Origin of the sequence: Autumnicola edwardsiae (genome assembly GCF_031846505.1) — a bacterium.
Classification (GTDB): Bacteria; Bacteroidota; Bacteroidia; order Flavobacteriales; family Flavobacteriaceae; genus Autumnicola; species Autumnicola edwardsiae.
Genome location: NZ_JAVRHP010000023.1, coordinates 1 through 16,763, shown reverse-complemented (window position 1 = coordinate 16,763; position 16,763 = coordinate 1). Strand labels below are relative to the sequence as shown.

Here is a 16,763-nt window from a genome sequence, read left to right as displayed (position 1 = left end):
CCGCAGATTTTCTCCAGACTGAAAAATTGGTTTAATCTTTATTATGTAAATTCTCATCCCTGAAGATGATGATATAAGAGAGGTAAATCCCACCCAAAGCGGCTAAAAGAAAAAACAGCATCGCCAGTCCCGGGTAACCAAAAATTGTAAATTCTGAAGGAACCTGCATAAGCATCGCTGCGCCTACAATCATGGCAGCAATTATTAACCCCAGCGTAATCCTGTTCGCTACTTTCTGAAAACCATCGGTTACCCGCTTTTCGTCAATAGCTTCTATTTTAATTTTAAAGTTGTTGTTTGCCAGGTTTTCTGAAATTGTATTGAGTCTTTCCGGAGCATTTTCAGCAAGTTTCTTCGACTGCAAAAGCATCGTGAAGAAGTTTTCAGGCTTCAGTTCTTCATATACTTTATTTTGCATAATCTTGGTTACGTGCTTTTGAATCGTATCTTTTAGATCAAAATCGGGATCCAGAACAGCAACGATCTGGTCCATATTCAAAAGTATTTTTCCAAGGATGTTTAATTCTACAGGAATATGGATCCCGGACTCTGCCGAAAGCCGGTTCAGCTGAATAACCAGCCGCCCGGTTTGCAGGTCCTTGGCCGTGCTGTGCTCGCTCTCCATAATAATATCATTTATAGATTTCCTGAATGCCCGCAAATCCCTTTCTTCATCATATTCACTCATGCCCAAAAGTACATTGGCAGTTTCTGAACCGTTGGTATTACTAATGGCAATAAGTAATTGCAAAATATTCTCCTGCATCTGTGGCGTAAATTTTGCCACCATTCCAAGATCTATTAAAGCAATTTTTGCGTCTGGGGTAAACTGGATATTCCCCGGGTGAGGATCTGCATGAACAAAACCATCAATAATAATTTGCTTTAAATAGGCTTCCACAAGCTGGTCTACCAGCGGGCCGTAATCTACCTCCAGCTGTTTTAAGGGAGAGAGGGAAGTGATTTTTTTCCCCTTGATGTACTCCATCGTAAGTACTTTGCCTGTGCAGTAGTCATTAATAGGTTGCGGAACAACAAGATCCTTGAACTCCTGTAAATTCCTGCCTAAAGTCTTGAGATTTTGCGCTTCCCTGTAATAATCCAGTTCATACAGTACAATCCGGCTTAATTCTTCCAGAACATGGTCAAAAGAATACCTCCTGGCAGTTTTGGTATGTTTTACAGCAAGGTCTGCGAGTTCCTTTAGCGTGTCCAGATCTTCAAGGAACTGTTTTTTAATTCCCGGCCGTTGGATCTTTACCGCCACAGGCTGCTTAGACCTTAAAGTTGCGTAATGTACCTGGCCTATAGAAGCACTGGCAAGTGGCTCTTTATCAAAAGTATCAAAGGCTTTGGAAATGCGGGTGCCAATTTCTTCTTCTACAATTTTATGTACTTCTTCATAAGGAATGGGCGCTACGTCATCCTGAAGGGTTGCAAGTTCTTTTAAATAAGCATCGGGCAATAAATCTGGACGTGTAGAAAGAAGCTGGCCCAGTTTTATGTAAGTGGGCCCCATGTTTTTAAGGTCTTCTACAAGTTCTTGCGGGGTCTGTTCAAAGTTCTCATCACCGTTCCCCTCATTTCCCTCCATAGCATTGGAGGCTGTTTTACGAAAAAGATCGCTTTGCCAGTACTTCAGCATAAAACTTATAAACTTCCGGTAGCGGTCCAGGTTATTAGGTAGAACAGACATATTTTTTAGTTAATTATGGGGCTTGTCGTTTGGTTATAAATGAACAAATACAAATTACAAGGCTTTGTATTAATCAGCAAGAGAATGAGAAATATTTAACGATTAAGCCTTACAGCGAAAGTATTTTATTAATATGATTAATGTTGGATGGATTTCCGAAGAGATAAAGAAGATCGTCCTGTAAGATCACCGTTTTGGTAGAAATTTCTGTCAGGTAATTATTTTCCCTTTTTATGGCCAGGACTGTTACCCTGTAATTTTTTCCCATCCCGGATTCCTTGATCGTTTTTCCCACGATTTTTTTGTTGTTTCGTCTAACAGTAAGCGTGGCAATTTCCTTATTCGGTATATTTAGATGCTGTAAATTAGGGTTGTGAGGTTTGCCTTTAAGAGAAGTAAGCATTGCATAGTCTGAAGAACGAATATTGTCTGTGAAAGCCTGGATTTCATCAAAAGGGACCAAATATTTCTTCAGTACACGGGTAAAAATTTCTATAGAAGTTTCAAATTCTTCGGGAATTACTTCATCAGCACCAAGACGTATGCTTTCTTCAATTTCACTTACATAGCGCGTTCTTACAATTATAAAAGCGGTTTGGGTGAAAAGCCGTATACTGCTAATTATTTTATGTGTGGCGGCGGGATCTGAAATGGCAATAACCACCACCCGCGCTTCCTGCACATGCACATGTTTTAAAATAGTAGGATTGGTCGCGTCACCAAAAACAATTGGCTCTCCCTTTGCTTTGGCTTTATCAAAGGAATCTGGCTCCATGTCGACAATTACGTATGGGATATTTGCATTTTTGGCGGCCTTACCAATGTTTCCGCCGTTGATCCCATAACCGATAATGACAAGGTGATCGTGCAGATTTTCTTCTGAAAATTCTTCATTATTAGCATTCTTTTTAATATTCTCCAGCCGTTTTCTTACTGCAGAAGGGATGGGAGCTTTAAGAATGGAATATGTAATTTTTGAAGAATAGGAAATAAAGAACGGCGTTAGTCCCATGCTTATAATTGAAATAGCCAGGAAATACTGATAAATATTCTCCGGAATTAATCCGTTATCCAATCCCACACCCGAGAGGAGGAGCGAAAATTCCCCAACCTGAAACAGGCTGAAAAGTGTCATAAAGATAGTCCGTGGCTTATATTTTAAGATAAGTGTCGTTAGTCCCACAACGAGCATTTTAAGCGCAACCACGGCCACGACAAGTAATAAAATATAGCCGATATTGTTAAAAAAGAAGTTGAGGTTGAGGAGCGTTCCTACTGAAATAAAGAAGAAGCTTATAAAAATTTCTCTGAAGGGAAGCACATTTGCGGTAGCCTGGTGACTGTAATCAGATTCAGAAATAATTAACCCTGCAAAAAAAGCACCAAGAGCCAGGGAAAGCCCCACAGACGAGGTTAGCCAGGCAATCCCAAAACAAAAAACAATAACAGTAAGAATAAAAAGTTCCTGATTTTTAGTTTTCACCACCCATTCAAAAACTCTTGGCACTACATATTTCGCCAATAAAATAATCACTATTCCAACTAATATCACTTTTATAGTGAGAATACCAATCGTCTCCAGGATATTATCAGATTTACCTGCCAAAAGCGGAGTAAATAGCATCATGGGAACTACAATAATATCCTGAAATATTAGAATAGCCACTCCAATCCTGCCGTGAGGTGCAGTAATTTCCCCTTTTTCCTGAAGTAATTTCAGGACAATCGCAGTACTACTTAACGAAAATAAGAATCCCAGAAAAATAGAAGTGTTTAACGGAAGGCCTAAAAAAGTAGCAACAAGCGTAGTGAACAATATGGTGCCTCCTACCTGCAGCCCACCGCCAAAAATAATTGTATTTTTTATTGATGCCAGGCCCTTTAAGGAAAGTTCAATTCCAATGACAAAAAGCAAAAAAATAATTCCAATTTCCGAAAGTAATTCTACTTCGTGCCGGGAACTTATAAGGTTAAACGCATGTGGACCTGCAATAATTCCGGCAAGCAAAAACCCCAAAATGGAGGGAACTTTTATTTTTTGGAATGCCAGGATAATAAGGATCGATAACCCTAGAATTAATACAATATCCTGTAGGATAGGAATTTCCATGCAGTAAGAAGTGGTTTTAGCTGGTTAATTTAAAAATTCAATTTAGGAGATTTGCCTGAATTAAAATAAAAAAAGCGGTAGTATCTACCACCGCTTTTCAACTTATTTCAAGGAAAATCTTTTATGATTTTAACCAGGCGTATCTAAGTTCAATTTGGTCACTATCAGCATTCTGTATTTCCACTAAACGCATTCCCGGTGCAGTTGGTGCAACAATGGTAGATTCTACAAGCATTTCTTCACCATCCCTTACAATCGTCATTGTGATGGGATCTCCTTCTTTCCAGTTTTGGGAAGTAGTTATAAGGTCATAAATATTTTCGCGGGTATACTTCGTACCGTCAATACTCTGGATCATATCACCACCTTGCAGTCCTAAATCCTGAAGAAAAGAATTCATTTCCACATCATTTCTTACCAGTATATTTCCCTGCGGATTTACAGTAATGTAAGGCGTAGTTTGATTTTTTAGAAAATAACCCACAGGGATCTGATCTTCCCTCATTTCCAGGCCTACTTTTTCAAAAAACTCTGAATAAGGAATTGGGGTTGTTCCAATCACATAATTATCAAAGAAATTTTGAATTTCAGGATAAGTAAGCTCAACAATATCAGCAAAAAGTTCATCATCATTAAACGGCCTGTCTTTTCCGTATTTTTCCGTAAGTTCCTTCATAAGATCAAGTACACCCATGCTGCCACCGCTAAGTTCTCTTAAACGAATATCCAGTGCCATGCCTATTAATGCTCCTTTTTGATAAACATTAGCATAATTTTTCTGATATTCCTCTTCTAGGATGTTTTCACTCATCACGGTAAAAGACATGGTGTCGTTATATCGTTTTGCCGCCTCAATCTTTTCATTAATCCTGTCGTAAAAATCCTGATTGTCTATTAAGTCCTGATTTACCTGGAAAAGATTTGCAAAATATTCTGTGATCCCTTCGTACATCCAAAGATGTTTGGACATTTGAGGATCATTATAATCAAAATAATGGATTTCCTGAGAATGCACCCCAAGTGGTGTGATGATATGAAAGAATTCATGCGAAACAATATCGGTAAGACTTTCATTTAAAGCTTCTTCTTCCATAACTTCCGGCATCACTACCACGGTAGAAGTATGGTGCTCTAAAGCGCCAAAATTTCCTGCATCGTCCTCTCCCGGTGTAGCCGATAAATAAAGGAGGATAGCATATTTATCAGTACTGTTAATATCGCCTAAAAAGTTCTTTTGCGCAGTGATCATTCTCCTCATTGCAGGTGCAAAAGTTTCTGCTGAAAATTTGTCGTTTGGAGAATACACATCAAGTAACACCTTCATTCCCTGTACATCAAAACTCACCGTGTCCGGCTCGGCATACATTATAGGATTGTCGGTAACTTCAAAATACCGGTTCAGGTTGTAAATATCTGTTTTAGCTGTAGCGTCTTCTGCAGAAGTAGTCTCTGAAATTTCCAGTGCACTTCCGCCAACAAGGTCTGAAGGTCTTTTGATCTCTACACGATATTTTTTCTCCTGCATGTTTTCAAAATATCCAACAAATCCGTGCAGGTTAAGCAGAAAGTTTTGGTCCTCAAGGATATTTGTACCGGCCATAGAATAAATTCCGCCTTCTCCCTGTACATCAAACGTATCGTTCACCCAATAAGTAATTTTATCGAGGTTTTTAGCATCGGGAATGCTCCAGCTATTTTCGTCCAGTTGTACAATTTCCAGTTCGTTTCCTTTATAATCAAAAGCTTTTAAATCTTCGGAATATTTACCGTAGTTGGAAGTAGAGTAGGTGCCGGGCACTGTCTTCGGAATGTAAAATGTAGTAGTTTCCGTAGTAAATTCTGCAGGATCGATGCTCACCATTACCCGGTCATCCTGAACATTTACAAGGTCGAGTTTGGTAACAATCGGTTGTTCTTCAGCAATTGTACTTTGAGTGGTTTTACACCCAAAAATGGCAAATGACATTGCCAGTGCATAAATTAATTTTTTCATTCTGAAATGTGGTTTTATTTGTAAGACTGAAATTTCTGCGGAAAGTTACGAATCTCTACTCTATTTAACGATCTTCAGTAACGTTAACACGTTGTTAACGTATAAATAAGACGAATAACTTCAGAAAATGAAGAAATTACCTCTTCTTCCAAAAGATTATAAGCTGATAATTGCCATTTTAGATTTACGTAAGATCTCACAGGTTTTCAAGACATGTAAGATCTGATATGAGCAGGCCGAAAATTGACATTTTTTAAATTCCATAGTAAAACAGTAAATGAGTTAAAGAGTAAAAAAAGGTTCGCTAAAAATTGCAGGACGAAAATTATCATTTTTCAACTCCTCTTTTCCGAATGAAAAGAGATCTTGCAGAACCAGATTTTTCCTGCAAGGTTTTTAAAACCTTGTAGGTTTCAGCAGAATTACTTCAGCTTCAAAAACTGGTGGCCTAAAATTGCCAATTTCAGGCATATACCTAAAATTAAAAAATACAAATTCAGCACAAAAAAAAGAGATTGCCCGCAGGACAACCTCTTTTCAAAAATTAATATCCGAATAGGATTAAGCTCTAATATGGCCTTCTCCTAGTACATAATATTTATTGGTAACCAGTTGTTTTAGACCTAAAGGCCCTCTGTGATGCAGTTTATCTGTACTAATTGCCAGCTCTGCGCCAACGCCCATTGCACCACCATCGGTAAACCTGGTGGAAGCATTATGGTAAACGGCTGCACTATCTACCTGTTCCATAAACTTCAAAGCTTCAACTTTATCTGTTGTGATAATTGAAGCAGAATGTCCTCCAGAGTATTTGTTGATCGTTTCAATAGCGGCATCAAGTTGTGACGCACCACCAATTACCACTTTCATTGCCAGAAATTCTTCGTACCAAACGTCTTCTGAAGGTATTTTGTCTTCATCATTAAGTACTTTGTGAATTTCTTCGTCTACCAGGATTTTTACTCCGTTTTCCCTGAACATTTGCTGAAGTTCACGAAGTTTATTCTCATAATCCGGAAGGTTTCGGCTTACCAGTACTTTATCCAATGCATTACAACCAGATATTTTGTCGATCTTGGCATTCAGCATTACTTTCTTGGCGATTTCAAAATCGGCATTTTCAGAAACATACAGGAAGTTATTTCCACGACCGCTAACAAGAACAGCACCTGTCGCGTGTTCTTTTACAAAAGCGATTAATCTTTCTCCACCTCTTGGCACGATAAGGTCTAGCTTTTCCGGTGGATTTTTTAAGAATTCCTGAGTTTCCTGTCGGTTTAAGTGCAGCAATTGTATCCAGCTTGTATCCAGATCGTTTTCCAAAAGCGCCTTATGCCAGCACTCCTCGAGGATTTTATTACTGTTTATGGCTTCTTTACCACCTTTTAAGTAAATCTTGTTATTTGCTTTAAAGGCAAGTACGGCTGCTTCTATCGTAACATCTGGTCTTGATTCGTAAATGATCATAATGTTCCCGAAAGGAGCAGTTTTATTGGTAATTGCCAGGCCGCTATCCAATTTTCTATGCTCAATCGTTTGGCCAACAGGATCGTCCTGTTCCATCACTTCTTTAACAGACTGGATCATGCCGTCAACTTTCTTATTGTTCACAATTAGCCTGTCGTACATTGCTCCTTCGGTTTCCCCAAATGCAATGAGGTCTTTTTGATTTGCAGCAACTATTTCTTCGCGTCTTTTATCCAGGATATTTATCATGGATTTTAAGACATTGTTCTTTGTTTTTGTGTCTATTAATATCATTGCTATAATTTTTTTAGTTCTACTTATTTATTTATGCGGTAAACTTTGTACCTACGGGTTTACCAGCCACAATATCCAATATTACATTTTCGTTTTTTCCATTTGCGATATAGGTTGTAATATTCTTGGAAGCGGTACTTTTAGCGATTTTAATTTTGGACTCCATACCGCCACGGCCTTCACCTTCACCTTTTCCAGATTCCTGTACGTATTTTTCAACGTTTTGATCAACCTGAACTTTATTTAGCTTTTCTGAATCTTCATCATCCGGATGGCCCGTGTAGAGTCCGTCAGTATCACTAAGGATAATAAGAGAATCGGCTCCAATCAATTCTGCCACGAGACTTGCCAGTTCATCATTATCCGAAAACATAGACATGGTTACTGATACCGCGTCATCTTCATTCGCAATAGGAATTATTCCTTCAGACAATAATGATTCATAACAGTTAATCATATTTTCCCTGTGGATACCGGGACTAAAATCTCTTTTTGTAGCCAAAACCTGTGCGCAGCGCATTCCGTAGTCATGGAAAATACTATAATAATGCCGCATCATACGAGGTTGTCCTACTGAAGAAAATACCTGCCTTCTTTTAGACGGATCTGTAATATTTATTTCTCCGAGTATTTCTTTACCGGCAATCGCAGAACCTGAAGAAACAAGTACTACATGAACATCCTGCTCATATAAAGTGGCGATTTGCCTTACCAGGTTTTTTAATACCGGGCCTACTATTCTATTATCTTTATTGGTCATTACGTTGGTTCCGACCTTTACAACTATTCTTTTCTTATCCATTTTTTCGATTTTACAGATAATAATTAAATTATGCTTCTTCTTTTCCAAGTTCAACCGCCCTGTCAAATGCTGCGTAAGCGGCTTCTTTAATAAGTTCTTTAACGTTGTTATCTTCCATAGAATCCAATGCTGCCCTGGTGGTCCCTCCTTTGGAAGCGACCCTTTCCATCCAGGTATTTGGAGAAAGATCTGACTGGTTAAAGAGCTCTACAGCCCCTTCAAAAGTCTGACTTACAAGAACTTTGGAATCGTGTTGTGAGAAGCCCATTTTTAACGCTGCTTCCAACATAGATTGCATAAAATAAAACACATAAGCCGGTCCACTTCCAGAAATTCCTGTTGAAGCGTCTATAAAGTTTTCATTCTTTACCCTTATAGATTCTCCTGTAGTGTCCAGGAGATTTCTAATCATTAAAAGCTCTACCCTGGAGACTTCCTGTGCTTCTGTATAGGAGGTAACTCCTTTTCCTACCTGGGCCGGCAGGTTAGGCATAGATCTTACTACTTTTTTTACATCAAGACCGTCCTGTATTTTTTTAATAGTAATTCCCGCCATTAGTGATACAAATATCTGCTGGCTATTTACGTATGGTTTAATCTCTTCGAAAAGGCCTTCACAGTGGTAGGGTTTTACAGCCAGAAAAACAACGTCGGCTTCAGGAAGGCAGTCTTCAATCTTGTCAAAAACATCAAAATGATCAATACTGCTTAAAGATGTTAATACTTCTGCTGACTTGTCAAAAATCATCAGGTTTTTGCGATTTAGCATGCTCGATTGTGCCATGCCTTCCGCATAAGTAAGACCCATATTTCCTGCTCCGATAACTAGTACTTTCATTTCTATTTATTTGGTTAATTAATTTTCAGATTTTTAATTTAAAAAATAATTCTTTCCGTTAGGGTTCAAACATCATGCAAGCATTCCGAAAAAAGGGATTTCCCGCATGCCGAACCGGTTATAAGTTAGCTTAAATAGAGCGAATCGCAAAAATCAAGATTGTAAAAAAGATGGAAAATTAGGCATCTTTAGGTTTTACGATCAAAAAAACATCTGGCTCAGCCTACGTATATAAGACCTTGGTGGGAAAAAAAGATGGAAGACGACGAAATGGAAATCAAAAGAGTAACAAATAAAGGGCAAATAAAGAGAATCCTTTTTTTGAATTCATAATTCTTAAACGCTATAAGTTACGGTTTGGCAGAAATCTGCAATAATGGCAGTATTTCCTGCTTTTTTGTATGATTTTGGTCAAGTCCAAAGCTACTTACAAAGGAATAAATTTATTGGAAACTGGTAATTTTTGTGGTTACCATCAACAGTCAATGCAGAAATTCCACAGCTATATTTCCGTAGCTTTTTGAAGCCATAATCAAGCAGAACGTTAGTTTTAAGATGTGATTAACACTTTTTAACATTAGACAGAGTTAAATTGTGATCTTTTAAGAATTTTACTATTATATTTAAAGGTCTATAAGAGTAATAGGCGCAACTTTTGTTTGATATAGGTTCATAATTGTGCGAAATCACTAAGTAATAGTGGGTATTAACGATTATTTTTGATCTTTTTAATTCTTTCTTAAAAAGAACTACGCCAATCACAATGACTAAAAATGATAATATTCTGACTCAAATTTCTACAACCCACGTACCTGTTGAGAACTCCAGGATAATTGCCGTAGGGGCAAGCGCAGGAGGTCTGGAGGCTTTGCAGGATTTTTTTAGTAATATTTCTGAAAAAGATAATAGTACTTATGTTGTAATTCAGCATCTTTCACCGGATTATAAGAGTATGATGGGGGAAATTTTGTCTAAAACGGCAAAACTTCCTATAGTACAAATTAGTAACAGGATGGAGATACTTCCGGGGAAAATTTATTTAATTCCGCCGGTAAACAACTTAATGATTGAAGATGACAAGCTTCACCTTCTAAAGAAACCAAAAGATCAAAAATTAAATTTACCAATAGATATCTTCCTCACTTCCCTTGCCAAGTTCAAGAAAGATAAGGCAATTGCGGTGATTCTAAGTGGTACGGGTAGCGATGGTACAAGAGGAATTAGAGCAATTAAGGAAGCGAATGGTATGGTGATGGTGCAGGATCCTGCTGAAGCTAAATTTAACGGGATGCCTCACAGCGCCATTAATACAGGCCTGGTAGATTACGTATTACCTGTTGCTTCTATGGGTTCAGAATTGTCAAATTTTATTAATGCCCCTACCGTAGTAAATTTTTCTGAAGAAGATTTTGAATATGATGGAAATTCCCTCTCAAAAATTCTTGATCTCATTAACAGAGAAACTGAACTCGATTTCAGCGAATATAAATATTCTACTTTGGCCAGGAGGATTGCCAGGCGCGTAAATGTTTGCAAGTGCAGCTCTTTGGAAGATTATTATGAAATTTTAAAATCCAATCCAGAGGAGGTTGGCTTTTTATACAGGGAGTTTCTTATTGGAGTAACTAAATTTTTTAGAGACTCCAAAGTATGGGAATTAATGGAGGATGAAGTTATTCCTGAAATTTTGAATAAAAAGAAAGATGGGGATATCCTAAAAGTTTGGGATGTGGCCTGTAGTACAGGAGAGGAAGCCTATTCTTTAGGAATGCTAATAAGCGAGGAGCTTGAGAGACAAAATAAAGACATTGAAGTAAAAATATTTGCTACAGATATTGCAGAGAAGCATCTTGAAATAGGTAGTAAAGCTTTTTATCCTGAAAGTATTATCGCAGATATAGCACCTAACCTTGTTCAAAAATACCTGGTTAGCAGGACAAACGGTTATCAAGTTGTGGAGAGAATACGCAGGATGGTGATTTTTTCTAAGCATAACGTGATTAAAAATCCACCGTTTAGCAGGATGGACATGGTGTTGTGTAGAAATCTTCTTATTTATTTCCAACCTTCTATTCAGCAAAAGGCATTAAATGTCTTGCACTACGGATTAAAAGAAGACGGGTATTTAGTTTTGGGAACGAGTGAGAGCGTACAGAGCCATCAGGACTATTTTGAGGATGTAAGCAGGAAGTGGAAAATTTTTCGCAACGTTAACCCGCGCAGGAGTATAGAGGTAGAAACCCTTCGTTCCTCAGCAGCCCGGGTTCACAAAAAATCGAAGATCAAGAAAAATAGAAAAACAGATACGCCGGTCAACAATACCAAAAACAAATATGTCCTCGAGCTTAATGAAGCTATTCTGGAACAGTTTGGTGGAGCAAGCGTTTTTGTAGATTCAGAATATAATATTCTTCAGGCAATTGGGGAATTTAGAAAATATGCTAATCTTCCTGTGAGTGGTTTTTCCATAAACCTCATGGATATGATTGGTACAGACCTTAAACATGTCCTTTTATCTACAATAAAGAAAGCCAGGAACGAAAATACAAAAGCGATATACAGGGATGCCGTATATAAACATCAGGGAGAAACGAAGGCGCTGGATTTAATTGTAAAACCTTTTGTACAGGAGCAATTGGATGATGATGTTAATTTTGTGCTCACGTTTATTGAAAAGGAAGTAGATCATTCCAAAATAAAAGAGGTAGAAAAGGTAACCCTTAGCAGCAGAACCGAACAACATATTGCAGAACTGGAAGATGAGCTGAAGAAAACCAAGGAAGACCTTCAGCATTCCTTACAGGAAATTGAAAGGAGCAATGAAGAACTTCAGTCTGCAAATGAAGAGTTGCTGGCTTCCAATGAGGAACTGCAAAGTACCAATGAAGAGCTACAGAGTGTAAATGAAGAGATAAATACAGTAAATGCCGAAAATGTTCAGAAGATGGACGATTTGGCCGCTCTAAATGCAGATATGAACAACCTGCTGGAAAGCACCCAGATAGGGACGATTTTCCTGGACAGTGAGCTGAGAATCAGGAAATTTACACCTTCAATTAAAGAACATTTCAGCTTTCTTAATTCCGATGAAGGGAGACCCATAGAACATTTCGTAAGTAGTATCGGTAAGGCGAACCTAATTGAGCGTTGCAAAAGGGTTCTTAAAAGCGGAAAGACCCTGGAGAAGCAAATTTTCTCCAAACAGGGAAAACCCTATTTAAGACGAATTTCAGCATACCGTAATTCCGCCGGAAGAATAAGCGGAGTCGTGGTTACTTTTATAGATATTGAAATGCTTGAAAAATCTCGCGGGAAATTAATTGCGAGCGAAAAACGATTTAAGTCTTTCTACGAGGAAGATCCCGTTATGCATTTCAGTATTGATCCAAGTACTTCTGAAGTTGTACAGTGTAATACCGAAGCAGTGGAGAAACTGGGCTACGCATCCAAAACTGAATTAATAGGAAAACCGTTTTTTGAACTTTACAATGCAGATTACCAGGTGGAAGCACTACGACTGAATAAAATATTCAGGGAAAAAGGGGAATTGAAGAATGTAGAGCAGGACATGGTAACGAGGTCTGGAGAGGTTATTCCTATAATAATGAATGCTACCGTAGAAATGGACGGTGATGGGAATGGAGTTACTCATAGATTCACCTGTGTGGATATTTCTGCATTAAAACGTGCTCAGGAAGAGCTAAAAGAACAAAAGGCAGATCTTATAAGAGCAAACCGGGACCTGGAACAATTTGTTTCTATTTGTTCCCATGATTTGCAGGAACCTTTATCCACCATTAAATTTGGTAGTGATATTTTGGGGAAAATCTATGCTTCAAAACTTGATGATAAGGGCAGGGAGTATCTTTCATATATAGATGAAGCTTCCAACAGGTTGGCCAATCAGATAAAGGCACTGCTGGATCATTCCAGGATTGGAAGGAATACCAAAAAGACACTTGTTAATACCAAAGAAGTGGTTGAAGTTGTGAAGTATGACTTAGGTAAGAGAATCCGCGACACACGGGCTAAAGTGCATGTAGGTTCTTTACCTAAAGTAAAAGCTTATGAAGTGGAATTAAGGCTGCTTTTTCAGAATTTACTAAGTAATGCTTTAAAGTATAAGGCAAAGGACCGTGATCCCGAAATCAGGATTTCAGCTTACCAGGAAGGAGATTACTGGGTCTTTTCTGTAATGGACAACGGGATTGGTATTTCTGAAGAAGATCAAAAAGAAATTTTCACCATTTTTAACCGCGTTCCTACTGAAGAAAAATATGAGGGAACCGGGGTAGGACTGGCTCATGTAGAAAAAATAGTTCTATTACATGAAGGAACATTATGGGTCGATTCACAACCGGGTGTTGGAAGTACTTTTTACTTCAAGATTAAAAGAAAATAATTTATGGCTGTAGACCTTGATGGGCCTGGTGAAGTGAACATAACCAATTGCGATAGAGAACCCATTCATATTATTCCACAATCCCAGGCACACGGGGTGATCCTTATCTGTAACAAATTAGATTTTAAAATTACCCAATGCAGTAGAAATATAGAAGAATTACTGGGTTTTAAATTTCAGGATGTTCTGTCCAGGCCACTTTCTGCAATATTACCTTTAGAAGAAGTTAAGAAGCTGCAAAAAAATCTTTCAGAAGAAAATACATTGCTTCCGGGGGAAGTTAGTTTAAACGGCTCGCGGTTTTTTATGATTCCGCATATCTCGGGAGATCATCTTGTGCTGGATATAGAACCTTCCGGTGATTTTATAGATCCAATAATTTTTCAGGAACAGCTAACAAAAATCCTTAATGAAATTGATGAGACAAACTCTGTTGCAGAGATGTGTCAGCAGGCTGTGTCGCTGGTCAAATATTTGTTCGATTATGATCGCGTAATGATGTACCGGTTTGACGAAGAATGGAATGGAGAGGTGGTAGCTGAGGTAAAGGAAAAGGAGTTGGAAAGTTGGCTGGGATTAAATTATCCCGCAACAGATATCCCAAAACCGGCGCGCGAAATATTTCTTAAACAAGGCGTGCGTATCATCAGTGACGTTCACTATAAAGCTTCTGAAATTCAGCCGCCTGTTTCACCAATTACGAATAGGCCGCTTAACATTTCAAAATCAGAGTTGCGGGGAGTTTCACCTATTCATATAGAATATTTAAAGAACATGAAGGTTGGAGCTTCTCTTACTGCTGCCATTATCTTAAACGGAAAACTGTGGGGTCTTTTGGCTTGCCATCACTCCCGTCCAAAATTTGTCAATTATCACCAGAGGCAGTCTTGTAAATTTCTTACACAAATTTTTTCCAATAAACTGGCCCAAAGAACTTCTGATACTTTTTTAAAGGAAAGAGAAAAGTCTGAAAAGATTAGAAAAGAACTGGTTTCACATTTATATTCACATTCTGATATTGCGAAGGCGCTAACCGTTTACAATCCCGGTTTTACCGGTATTGTAAATTGTGGTGGCGGTGCTGTTTACTATAAAGGGAATTTGAGCCTTGCCGGTAATACCCCAAAGCAGGAAGATGTTATTTCTCTAATCTTTGATTTTCTTAATAATAAGAATGAAAGGCTTTTCCAAAGCAAAAACCTCTCAAAGCATTATGCTCCTGCTGAAAAATTTAAAGAAACCGCTTCCGGAATATTAACTGTGAGAATAGGAGAGGAAGATGAGGGATTTATCATGTGGTTTAGACCGCAAAGCTCCAATACAGTAAGTTGGGGAGGTAACCCGAAGAAGAATGGAGTTGTAAAAGATGGAATAGAATATTTAAGCCCCAGAAAGTCTTTTGAACGCTGGACGCAGGAAGTATCTGGCGTGGCTTCAAATTGGGAAAAATATGACCTGGAGGCTGCAATGGCCCTTCAGGACAGTCTCACCCATTTTCTAGTGAAAAAGCAAAAGAACGAAATTGAAGAATTAAATAATAGCCTCTCTGAAGCAAATAAAGAGCTTAAAACCTTTAGTTACAGCGTCTCTCATGATTTAAGAGCGCCTTTGCGGGGTATAGAAGGCTTTGCGAATATTTTATCTGAAGAATATTCATCAAAACTTGATGATTTTGGACAAAATGCCTTAAAAAGTATTACGACATCTGTAGAAAAGATGGATTTGCTGATAGAAGAGATCCTTTCATACGCCAAAGTAGGACAAACAGAGCTTGTTAAGCAGAAATTTTCATTAAAAGAGCTGGTTAAAGAAATAATTCTAACCAAAGATTTAGAGATTCAATTTCCCAACGCAAAAATAAGTGTAGGTCGAAATTTGCCAAATATCGAGGCAGACCGGCGGATGATTTCGCAGTTGATGAATAATCTTATCGGTAATGCCCTTAAATATTCTTCAGCAAAAAAACAGCCCGTTATCGAAATTGGATCTATGACGAAAAATTCAGAAACTGTAATTTTTGTAAAGGATAATGGTATTGGTTTTGATCCTGAACAAGCCGATAAAGTTTTTGAAATTTTCTCCCGTCTTGCAGGAGCCGGATACCAGGGATCTGGGGTAGGTCTTGCCATTGCAAAAAGGGTGGTGGAGAAGCATAAAGGAAAAATTTGGGTAGAAACCGTTCCCGGGAGTGGTACTACTTTTTTCTTTTCATTAAAGGAAGGATAGCGGGTTTTTGACGGTGTTCTTTTTTTTACTAATTTCAGCAGAATTTCTGGCAATGATTAAAACAGCTTTACGAATATTACTGGTCGAAGATCTAAAGACTGATGCTGACCTTATTAGCTATCACATTAGGAAAATTGTGGAGAAGCCAGAAATAAGAGTAACAGATAATCTTGAGGAGGTATCTGAACTTTTACAGAATTTTGCACCAGATGTAATTTTATCAGACTATAATTTACCGGCCTGTACAGGCCTTGATGTGCTTGGGCTGGTTAAGGATTTTGATGCCGGTATACCGTTAATTTTTGTCACCGGAACTATTGACGACGATGAGTTGGCAGCTAATACCATTCTCACCGGGGCTGCGGGGTTTGTCCTTAAGAAGCATATGAAAGTAATGGGTGATAAATTAAGGCCCTTATTTAAGCAGGTAGTTTTTAATATGATTGAAAAGGAAGAATTGAGGGAGAAAATAAGGCAAAACAAAATTGCGGTGAACCAGATATACAGATATCTTGATGGTTTTGAAGCCGATAGTGAAGAACAGCGGAATTATCTCACCAAAATAAGACAAAATATTGACCAGATTAAATTAGAAAGAGATGCTGACTGATTTAAGAGAAGCTACTACAGAACTCCACAGGCAAATAGAAGAGGAAAACACTGCCGGTAGAATAATGGACCACAGTATCTCTATGGAAGAGTATAAAAACCTGCTTTTTCAAAATTATGTGGCATATGCCATTTCTGAAAAAGAAATTTCTGCACAACTTTCAGGTTATAAAGGAACTAAACATAAGGAATTGGAAAAAGACCTGGAGCAGCTAAGCGTGCCGGTTAAAATTCCTTCTTTTCCCGGAGACAATTTTTCTTGTAATTCGGAAGCGGAAGCACTTGGAGCGGCTTATGTTGTGGAAGGTTCTGCTATGGGAGGGATG

Annotated in this window: 10 protein-coding genes; 4 read left to right on the top strand and 6 right to left on the bottom strand. The window is 38.2% G+C overall.

Going from position 1 to position 16,763, the window contains the following annotated elements; genetic code table 11:
* Positions 1-31: 31 nt before the first annotated feature.
* The 6 genes from RM529_RS06400 to proC all read right to left on the bottom strand — a co-directional run bounded on the left by RM529_RS06400 (position 32) and on the right by proC (position 9,200).
* A complete protein-coding gene (locus tag RM529_RS06400; RefSeq protein WP_311483924.1) occupies positions 32-1,696 on the bottom strand; it encodes an ABC1 kinase family protein in 1,665 nt (554 codons plus the stop codon).
* A gap of 109 nt (positions 1,697-1,805) precedes the next feature.
* Entirely contained in the window at positions 1,806-3,806 is a 2,001-nt protein-coding gene (locus RM529_RS06395; protein ID WP_311483923.1) for a cation:proton antiporter domain-containing protein, read from the bottom strand.
* Between the two features lie 121 nt (positions 3,807-3,927).
* Positions 3,928-5,799, bottom strand: a complete 1,872-nt coding sequence (locus RM529_RS06390; protein ID WP_311483922.1) for a M61 family metallopeptidase — start codon at positions 5,797-5,799, stop codon at positions 3,928-3,930.
* A 561-nt stretch (positions 5,800-6,360) separates the two neighbouring features.
* Positions 6,361-7,560, bottom strand: a complete 1,200-nt coding sequence (locus tag RM529_RS06385) for a glutamate-5-semialdehyde dehydrogenase (RefSeq protein WP_311483921.1) — start codon at positions 7,558-7,560, stop codon at positions 6,361-6,363.
* Positions 7,561-7,591: 31 nt separating this feature from the next.
* The gene (proB, locus tag RM529_RS06380) at positions 7,592-8,362 is read right to left on the bottom strand and encodes a glutamate 5-kinase (RefSeq protein ID WP_311483920.1); all 771 of its coding nucleotides are present in this window, start codon (positions 8,360-8,362) and stop codon (positions 7,592-7,594) included.
* Positions 8,363-8,390: 28 nt separating this feature from the next.
* Positions 8,391-9,200, bottom strand: a complete 810-nt coding sequence (gene proC / locus RM529_RS06375) for a pyrroline-5-carboxylate reductase (protein WP_311483919.1) — start codon at positions 9,198-9,200, stop codon at positions 8,391-8,393.
* 763 nt (positions 9,201-9,963) lie between these two features.
* Between proC and RM529_RS06370 the strand changes: the two genes are divergently transcribed.
* From RM529_RS06370 to RM529_RS06355, 4 genes are all read left to right on the top strand, one after another.
* A complete protein-coding gene (locus RM529_RS06370) occupies positions 9,964-13,602 on the top strand; it encodes a CheR family methyltransferase (RefSeq protein WP_311483918.1) in 3,639 nt (1,212 codons plus the stop codon).
* 3 nt (positions 13,603-13,605) lie between these two features.
* Positions 13,606-15,828, top strand: a complete 2,223-nt coding sequence (locus tag RM529_RS06365; RefSeq protein WP_311483917.1) for an ATP-binding protein — start codon at positions 13,606-13,608, stop codon at positions 15,826-15,828.
* Positions 15,829-15,880: 52 nt separating this feature from the next.
* Positions 15,881-16,438, top strand: a complete 558-nt coding sequence (locus RM529_RS06360) for a response regulator (protein ID WP_311483916.1) — start codon at positions 15,881-15,883, stop codon at positions 16,436-16,438.
* Positions 16,428-16,763, top strand: a 336-nt coding sequence (locus tag RM529_RS06355; protein ID WP_311483915.1) for a biliverdin-producing heme oxygenase, incomplete at its 3' end; no start/stop codon positions are given. The genes RM529_RS06360 and RM529_RS06355, both read left to right, overlap by 11 nt.

What these genes read in the sequence shown, in the direction of transcription:
- RM529_RS06385 (WP_311483921.1), bottom strand. Translation starts at nt 7,560, where the DNA reads ATGATATTAATAGACACAAAAACAAAGAACAATGTCTTAAAATCCATG.
- RM529_RS06360 (WP_311483916.1), top strand. Translation starts at nt 15,881, where the DNA reads ATGATTAAAACAGCTTTACGAATATTACTGGTCGAAGATCTAAAGACT.
- RM529_RS06370 (WP_311483918.1), top strand. Translation starts at nt 9,964, where the DNA reads ATGACTAAAAATGATAATATTCTGACTCAAATTTCTACAACCCACGTA.
- RM529_RS06395 (WP_311483923.1), bottom strand. Translation starts at nt 3,806, where the DNA reads ATGGAAATTCCTATCCTACAGGATATTGTATTAATTCTAGGGTTATCG.
- proC (WP_311483919.1), bottom strand. Translation starts at nt 9,200, where the DNA reads ATGAAAGTACTAGTTATCGGAGCAGGAAATATGGGTCTTACTTATGCG.
- RM529_RS06365 (WP_311483917.1), top strand. Translation starts at nt 13,606, where the DNA reads ATGGCTGTAGACCTTGATGGGCCTGGTGAAGTGAACATAACCAATTGC.
- proB (WP_311483920.1), bottom strand. Translation starts at nt 8,362, where the DNA reads ATGGATAAGAAAAGAATAGTTGTAAAGGTCGGAACCAACGTAATGACC.
- RM529_RS06390 (WP_311483922.1), bottom strand. Translation starts at nt 5,799, where the DNA reads ATGAAAAAATTAATTTATGCACTGGCAATGTCATTTGCCATTTTTGGG.
- RM529_RS06400 (WP_311483924.1), bottom strand. Translation starts at nt 1,696, where the DNA reads ATGTCTGTTCTACCTAATAACCTGGACCGCTACCGGAAGTTTATAAGT.